Origin of the sequence: Streptomyces hydrogenans (genome assembly GCF_014656075.1) — a bacterium.
Lineage (GTDB): Bacteria > Actinomycetota > Actinomycetes > Streptomycetales > Streptomycetaceae > Streptomyces > Streptomyces hydrogenans.
In genome coordinates this window covers 1-6161 of sequence record NZ_BNBS01000223.1, presented here as the reverse complement: position 1 = coordinate 6161, position 6161 = coordinate 1, and the positions used below count along the sequence as shown (strand labels likewise).

The 6161-nt window shown below is 72.5% G+C and carries 3 protein-coding genes and 2 pseudogenes; all 5 read left to right on the top strand.

From position 1 onward, the window contains the following. Positions 1-297: 297 nt before the first annotated feature. A complete protein-coding gene (locus IE321_RS40250; protein WP_190226594.1) occupies positions 298-900 on the top strand; it encodes a TetR/AcrR family transcriptional regulator in 603 nt (200 codons plus the stop codon). A gap of 133 nt (positions 901-1033) precedes the next feature. After that, positions 1034-1951 carry a TauD/TfdA dioxygenase family protein gene (locus IE321_RS40245; protein ID WP_190226596.1) on the top strand — a complete coding sequence of 306 codons (918 nt, stop codon included), beginning with the start codon at positions 1034-1036 and terminating at the stop codon, positions 1949-1951. Positions 1952-2061: 110 nt separating this feature from the next. Beyond that, positions 2062-3378 carry an MFS transporter gene (locus tag IE321_RS40240; RefSeq protein ID WP_229916812.1) on the top strand — a complete coding sequence of 439 codons (1317 nt, stop codon included), beginning with the start codon at positions 2062-2064 and terminating at the stop codon, positions 3376-3378. Positions 3379-3431: 53 nt separating this feature from the next. Then, positions 3432-5564 (top strand): annotated as a pseudogene (locus IE321_RS40235) (aldehyde dehydrogenase family protein); the annotation flags it as partial. 115 nt (positions 5565-5679) lie between these two features. After that, positions 5680-6161, top strand: a pseudogene (locus IE321_RS43290) (AMP-binding protein); the annotation flags it as partial.

Below are 6161 nucleotides of genomic sequence, written 5' to 3'. Positions count from 1 at the left end.
ACCGGCACCATCACCTCCGGTCGCTTCGCCGGAAAGGCCCTCCAGGAAGTGGTGGTCTACATGGCACCCGACCCCCTCCAGTGCGCCACTCCAGGAGGCGTCACCAGCGTCTCGGGCCCGATCACCATCGCCATCGCGGGCTGACCGTACCGACAGCGAACCAAACGCATGGAACGCCTCCGGCATTGCCACTCCCCACGGGACGCGGCAGGCAGGAGCCCGCCCCGGCATATCCGTCGGCCGTACCGACGGAACCCTGCCCGGCCGGGGCGGAGGCCGGGCCCGTACGCTCGGTGCATGGCTGGAACGCGGATGCGGGACGAGGGTCGGCGGCCGGGGCGACCCCGCGAGGAGCGGGTCGATCGCGCGGTACTGGACGCGGTGGTCGCGTTGGTGACGGAGAAGGGCTTGGGCGCCGTCACCATGGACGCGGTGGCCCTGCGGGCGGAGGTCAGCAAGCCGGCCATCTACCGGCGCTGGCCCACGAAGCAGGACCTGCTGATCGCCGCCGCCGAGTCCCGCGTCGGTCCGCTGTCCGTCCCCGACCTCGGGGACTTCCGCGCCGAACTGCGGGTCGTACTCGAAACCCGCCTGGAGGCGTACCGCGCGCCGGGGGTCGACCGGCTGATGGCCGGGGTCCTCGGGGCGGCGGCCAAGGCCGGCGCCGTGCGCGGCGCGTACGGGGAGTACTCCGCCCGTGTCATGGGCGAGACGCGGCGCATCCTGGAGCGGGGGATCGCCCGCGGCGACGTACGGCCGGACATCGACGTCCGCGCGGTGGCCACGATGGTGGCCGCTCCGCTGGTGTTCCGGCTGGTCGGAGAGATGGAACCGCCCGATGTCACGCTGGTGGACACGGTGGTCGACCTCGTCTCGCGCGCCGTGTCCGCGCGGGACTGACCGAAAACAGTTTCCCCGGGGGCCGCCGAAATCGATGGGCGTGAACCTCTTGCCTTGGCGCGTTCAAATATCGATACTCCCGGTAACGAATTCCCGGTCGTCACCGTCGTCACCGCGGAGGTACTCCATGGCCATGCCCGCCACCACCCCCCAGCCCGTCCTGGACAAGCCCCTGCTGCACTACGGGCGGCGCGTCCTGGAGCGCACGGCTCCGGACACCCCCCGGGCCGAGTACCGGCTCCTCGACGTCTCCCCGCTCACCCCGCACATCGGCGCCGAGGTCGGCGGGGCGGACCTCACCGGGCGGATCGGCGAGGACCTCGCCGCCGAACTCCGCCAGGCCCTGCTGGAGTGGAAGGTGATCTTCTTCCGCGACCAGCGCGACTTCACCCCCGAGCACCACCTCGCCCTCGCGGGCGTCTGGGGCGTTCCCGAGGCGAACCCCTTCTTCCCGAAGAGCGAGACCGCCGGCGTCTCCCGGCTGGCCAAGGACGCGATGGCCGTCGGCCAGGAGAACATCTGGCACAGCGACCACTCCTTCATGGCCGCCCCCGCCCTGGGCTCCGTCCTGCGCGCGGTCGAGGTGCCGCCCGCCGGCGGCGACACGATGTGGGCGGACATGGGCGCCGCGTACGACAACCTCTCCGAGGAGATGAAGGCCCGCATCGAGGGCCTCACCGCCGTCCACGACTGGGTGCCCAGCTGGGGCGCCGTCATGACCGAGGAGCAGATCGCCCACTTCCGGCAGTCCCTGCCGCCCGTCGAGCACCCGGTCGTCGTCCGCCACCCGCGGACCGGCCGCAAGCTGCTCTACGTCAACGAGCCCTTCACCACGCGCATCGTCGGCCTGTCGGACGAGGAGAACCGCGAGCTGCTCGACGCGCTCGTGCTCCAGGCCCGCATCCCCGAGTACCAGGTGCGCTTCCGCTGGGAGCCGGACTCCCTCGCGATCTGGGACAACATCGCCGTCCAGCACTACGCGATCAACGACTACTACCCGCAGCGCCGTGTCATGGAGCGCATCGCCATCGCCGGGGTGCCGCTCTCCTGACCCACCGGCGCCGGCCGTGTGCCCAAAGACTCTGGGCACACGGCCGGGTGCGCGCGGAACCGACCGCTCCCTCCCGCCCACTTCGCCGTCCCTCTCCTCCGGAGGTTCCCGTGACCGCCGCCGACACCTCGGCCGCACCACCGCTCGCACGGGCCGCGCAGGCAGCTCACGACCCCGGCGTCCGCGCCTGGATCGTCACCGGCATGCTCGTGGTCTTCATGATGATCAACTTCGCCGACAAGGCCGTGTTCGGACTCGCTGCCGACGAGATCCGGGCCGATCTAGGTATGTCCGCGACCGACTTCGGGCTGGCGAACAGCGCGTTCTTCCTGCTGTTCTCGGTGGCCGCCGTCGTGGTGGGCCTGCTCGCCGACCGGGTGTCCCTGAAGTGGCTTCTGCTGGCCATGGCTCTGCTCTGGTCCGTGGCCCAGGTGCCCGCCGCCCTCGGCGGCGGGCTCGCCGTCCTGATCGGTACCCGAATCGTGCTCGGCGCCGCCGAAGGACCGGCGTTCCCCGTCGCCCAGCAGGCCGCGCTGTCCTGGTTCCCCAACCACCGGCGCAATCTGCCCGGCGCCCTGGTCACCCTCGGCGTCACGCTGGGCGTGATCACTGCCGCCCCGGGCCTGACCTGGGTCATCCAGAACCACGGCTGGCGCTCCGCCCTCTGGGTGGTGGCGGGCGTGGGCCTGGTGTGGTCCGTGGTCTGGTTCGTGGTCGGCGCCGACGGCCGGTTCCGCGAGGGTGAAGCCGGGACCGTTCCCGCCCCCGCGTCCACCGGGACCGTCGGGTCCCGGGCCTGGCCCGCGTACCGGCGCGTCTTCGGCAGCCGTACCTGGATCGGCACCACCGTCGCGTACTTCACCAGCTACTGGTGCGTGGCCCTGATGCTGGTATGGCTGCCGTCCTACCTGAAGAACGGCCTCGGCCACTCCTCCTCCACCGCCGGCACGCTGGTGGCGGCGCCCTGGGCACTCGGCGCCGTGGTACTGCTCGGCCAGGCAGCGCTCACCGGATGGCTGATGCGCCGCGGCGTGGGCAGCCGCTGGGCACGCGGCCGCGTCGGCGCGGGTCTGCTGTTCCTCGGCGCGCTGTGCTTCCTCGCCGTCCCCCTGGCCGACGGTACCGGGGCCAAGACGGCGCTGCTCATCGCCGGCTGCGGCCTCGGCGGCTCCTTTGCGACCGTCGCGATCACCACCGTCGCCGAACTCGCCCCCCGGCTCCGGCGCGGCCGCCCCCTCCGCGGGGTGAACGCCGTGGCGACCACCGCGGGCCTGATCGCCCCGACCGTCGTGGGCCGCATGGTCGACAGCCAGGGCACCGCCGGCTACCAGAACGCCGTCGTCGCCTCCGCCGTCCTGCTCCTGCTCGGCGCCGTCGCCGCCTTCGCCCTGATCGACCCGGCGCGCGACGCGGCCCGCGACGCCTGACCCCGCCCCGTACCCCACCGATCCACGCCGACCGCCGTCCAAGGAGCCCGACCATGACCTCACTCATCCTCGACATCGAGGCGCTGGACCGCGCCGTCGCCGAACTACGGGAGGGCGCCGGCACCTGGACGGCCACGCCGCTCGCCGAACGCGTCGGGCTCCTGGAGCGGCTGCTGCCGCGGATAGTCGACGAGGCCGAGGAGATGGTCGCGGCCTGCGCCCGCGCCAAGGGCTACGGCCCCGACTCCCCCTGGGCGGCGGAGGACTGGGCGGGCGCGCCGTGGGCGCTGGCCCAGACCGCGAGCGCCTATCTGCGGGTGCTGCGCCGGATCGCGGCCGGCGAGGAGCCGGTCGCCGCCGGGGCCGCACGGGAGCGGGACGGCAGGGCGGTCGTCGACGTCTTCCCCGCAACCGGCTGGGACGGCCTGCTGCTCAACGGGTTCACCGCCCAGGTATGGACCCGGCCCGGCACGACGGCGGACGGGGTACGAAGCCGGGCGGCGGGCCCGTACCGGGACCGACCCGCCGACCCCGGCGTCGCCCTGGTCCTGGGCGCCGGGAACGTCGCCGCGATCACCGCCCTCGACATCCTGCACAAGCTGTACGTGGACGGCCAGGTCGTCCTCGCGAAGATGAACCCGGTCAACGCCTACCTCCGCCCCCATTTCGAGCGAGTCTTCGGCGAGTTCGCCCTGCGGGGCTGGGTGCGCTTCGTCGACGGCGGCGCGGCGGAGGGCGCCCATCTCGTTGCTCACGAGGGCGTGGACAGCATCCACGTCACCGGCAGCGAGCGCACCCACGACGCCATCGTCTGGGGCACGGACGAGCGGGCCGAGGAGCGCCGCCACGCGGACACCCCGCTGAACACCAAGCCGTTCAGCAGCGAGCTCGGCGGCGTCAGCCCCTGCGTCGTCACGCCCGGACCGTGGTGCGCGGCGGACTTCCGTTTCCAGGCCGAGCACATCGTCACCAGCAAGATGAACAACTCCGGCCACAACTGCGTCGCCAGCCAGATCCTCGTGCTCCCCCGCGACTGGGACGGCACCGAACGCCTGCTGGCCGAGATCCGGCGGGTCCTGCGCGAACTGCCCGCCCGCAGCGACTACTACCCGGGCGCGGACCGGCGGCTCGCGGCCGTGCGGACGGCGCACCCGGAGGCCGAGGCCCACGGGGAGGGCGACTGCCGGCTCCTGGTCCCCGACGTCCCTGCCGCCGCTGTGGAGGGCGAGGACATGCTGCTGACCGACGAGGTGTTCGGCAGCGCGCTGGGCGTCGTGCGACTCCCCGGCGACACCCCGGACGCCTTCCTGCGCGAAGCCGTCGCCTTCGCCAACGACCGCCTCCCCGGCACCCTCGGTGCGACACTCCTTGTGCACCCGAGGACCGAGAAGGACCACCGCACCGCCGTCGACGCGGCCGTCGCGGGCCTGCGGTACGGCACGGTCGGCGTCAACTGCTGGTCCGCGATCGGGTTCCTGCTCGGCTACACCCCGTGGGGCGCCTACCCCGGTCACACCCGCCGGTCCATCGGCAGCGGCATCGGCTTCGTCCACAACGCCTTCATGCTGGCCGACGACGACATCGAGAAGACAGTGCTGCGCGCGCCCTTCGCGCCTGCTCCCCGCGGCCTGTTCACCGGTTCGCTGTCGCTGTCGCCGCGTCCGCCGTACTTCGTCACCAACCGCACCGGTGCCACCACCCTCAAGCGGGTCACCCGCTTCACGGCGGCTCCATCCCTCGCGAAGCTGCCTGGCATCTTCGCCTCCGCGCTGCGCGGCTGGCACGCACCGACGGTCCTCCCTTCCCTCCGCACCACCCCTCAGAAGGACGCCCTCATGAACCTCTCCGACCTCCTCGGACGCAGCGCGACGGAGCACGGCCCGAGCATCGCCGTCGAACTCGGCGATACCTCGCTGACGTACGCGGCACTTGACGAACTCGCGGGCCGGACGGCCGCGCTGCTCACCGCCCGCGGCGTCGTGCCCGGCGACCGGGTCGGCCTCATGCTGCCCAACCTGCTGGAGTTCCCGGTCCTCTACTACGGCGCGCTGCGCGCCGGCGCGGTCGTCGTTCCGATGAACCCGCTCCTGAAGACCCGCGAGATCGCCCACTACCTGAGGGACTCGGGCGCGGCGCTGGTGTTCGCCCACGAATCCCTCGTCGAGGAGGTGGAGGCGGGCCGCGCCGTCGCGGACTCGCAGGCCTTGGTGGTCCCGATCGGGGCCGGCTCGCTCACCGGGCCGCTCGCCGGCCACACCGAGCCCGTCACCGCCTCGGTGGGCGCGGGCGACGCACACCGCCGTCATCCTCTACACCTCCGGCACCACCGGCCCGCCCAAGGGCGCCGAACTCACCCACACCAATCTCGTCCGCAACTCCGAGATCGCCGCCCGATCGCTGTTCGATCTCAAGCCCGCGGACAACATGCTGGGCTGTCTGCCGCTGTTCCACACCTTTGGCCTGGTCGTGGCGATGAACACCGCTGTCACCGTCGGCTCCCGCCTCACCCTGCTCCCCCGCTTCGAGCCCGTGCTCGCGCTGCGGACCATCCAGGAGCGCGGGGTCACCATGCTCGCGGGCGTGCCGACGATGTACGGGGCCCTGCTCGGCTCGCACGCCCAGGAGCCCGGCGCGTACGACGTCTCGACCCTGCGGATGTGCATCTCCGGCGGCGCCTCGCTGCCCGTCGAGGTCCTGAACGGCTTCGAGAATGCCTTCGACTGCGTGCTCCTGGAGGGCTTCGGCATGTCCGAGACCTCGCCCGTCGCTTCCTTCAACCACCC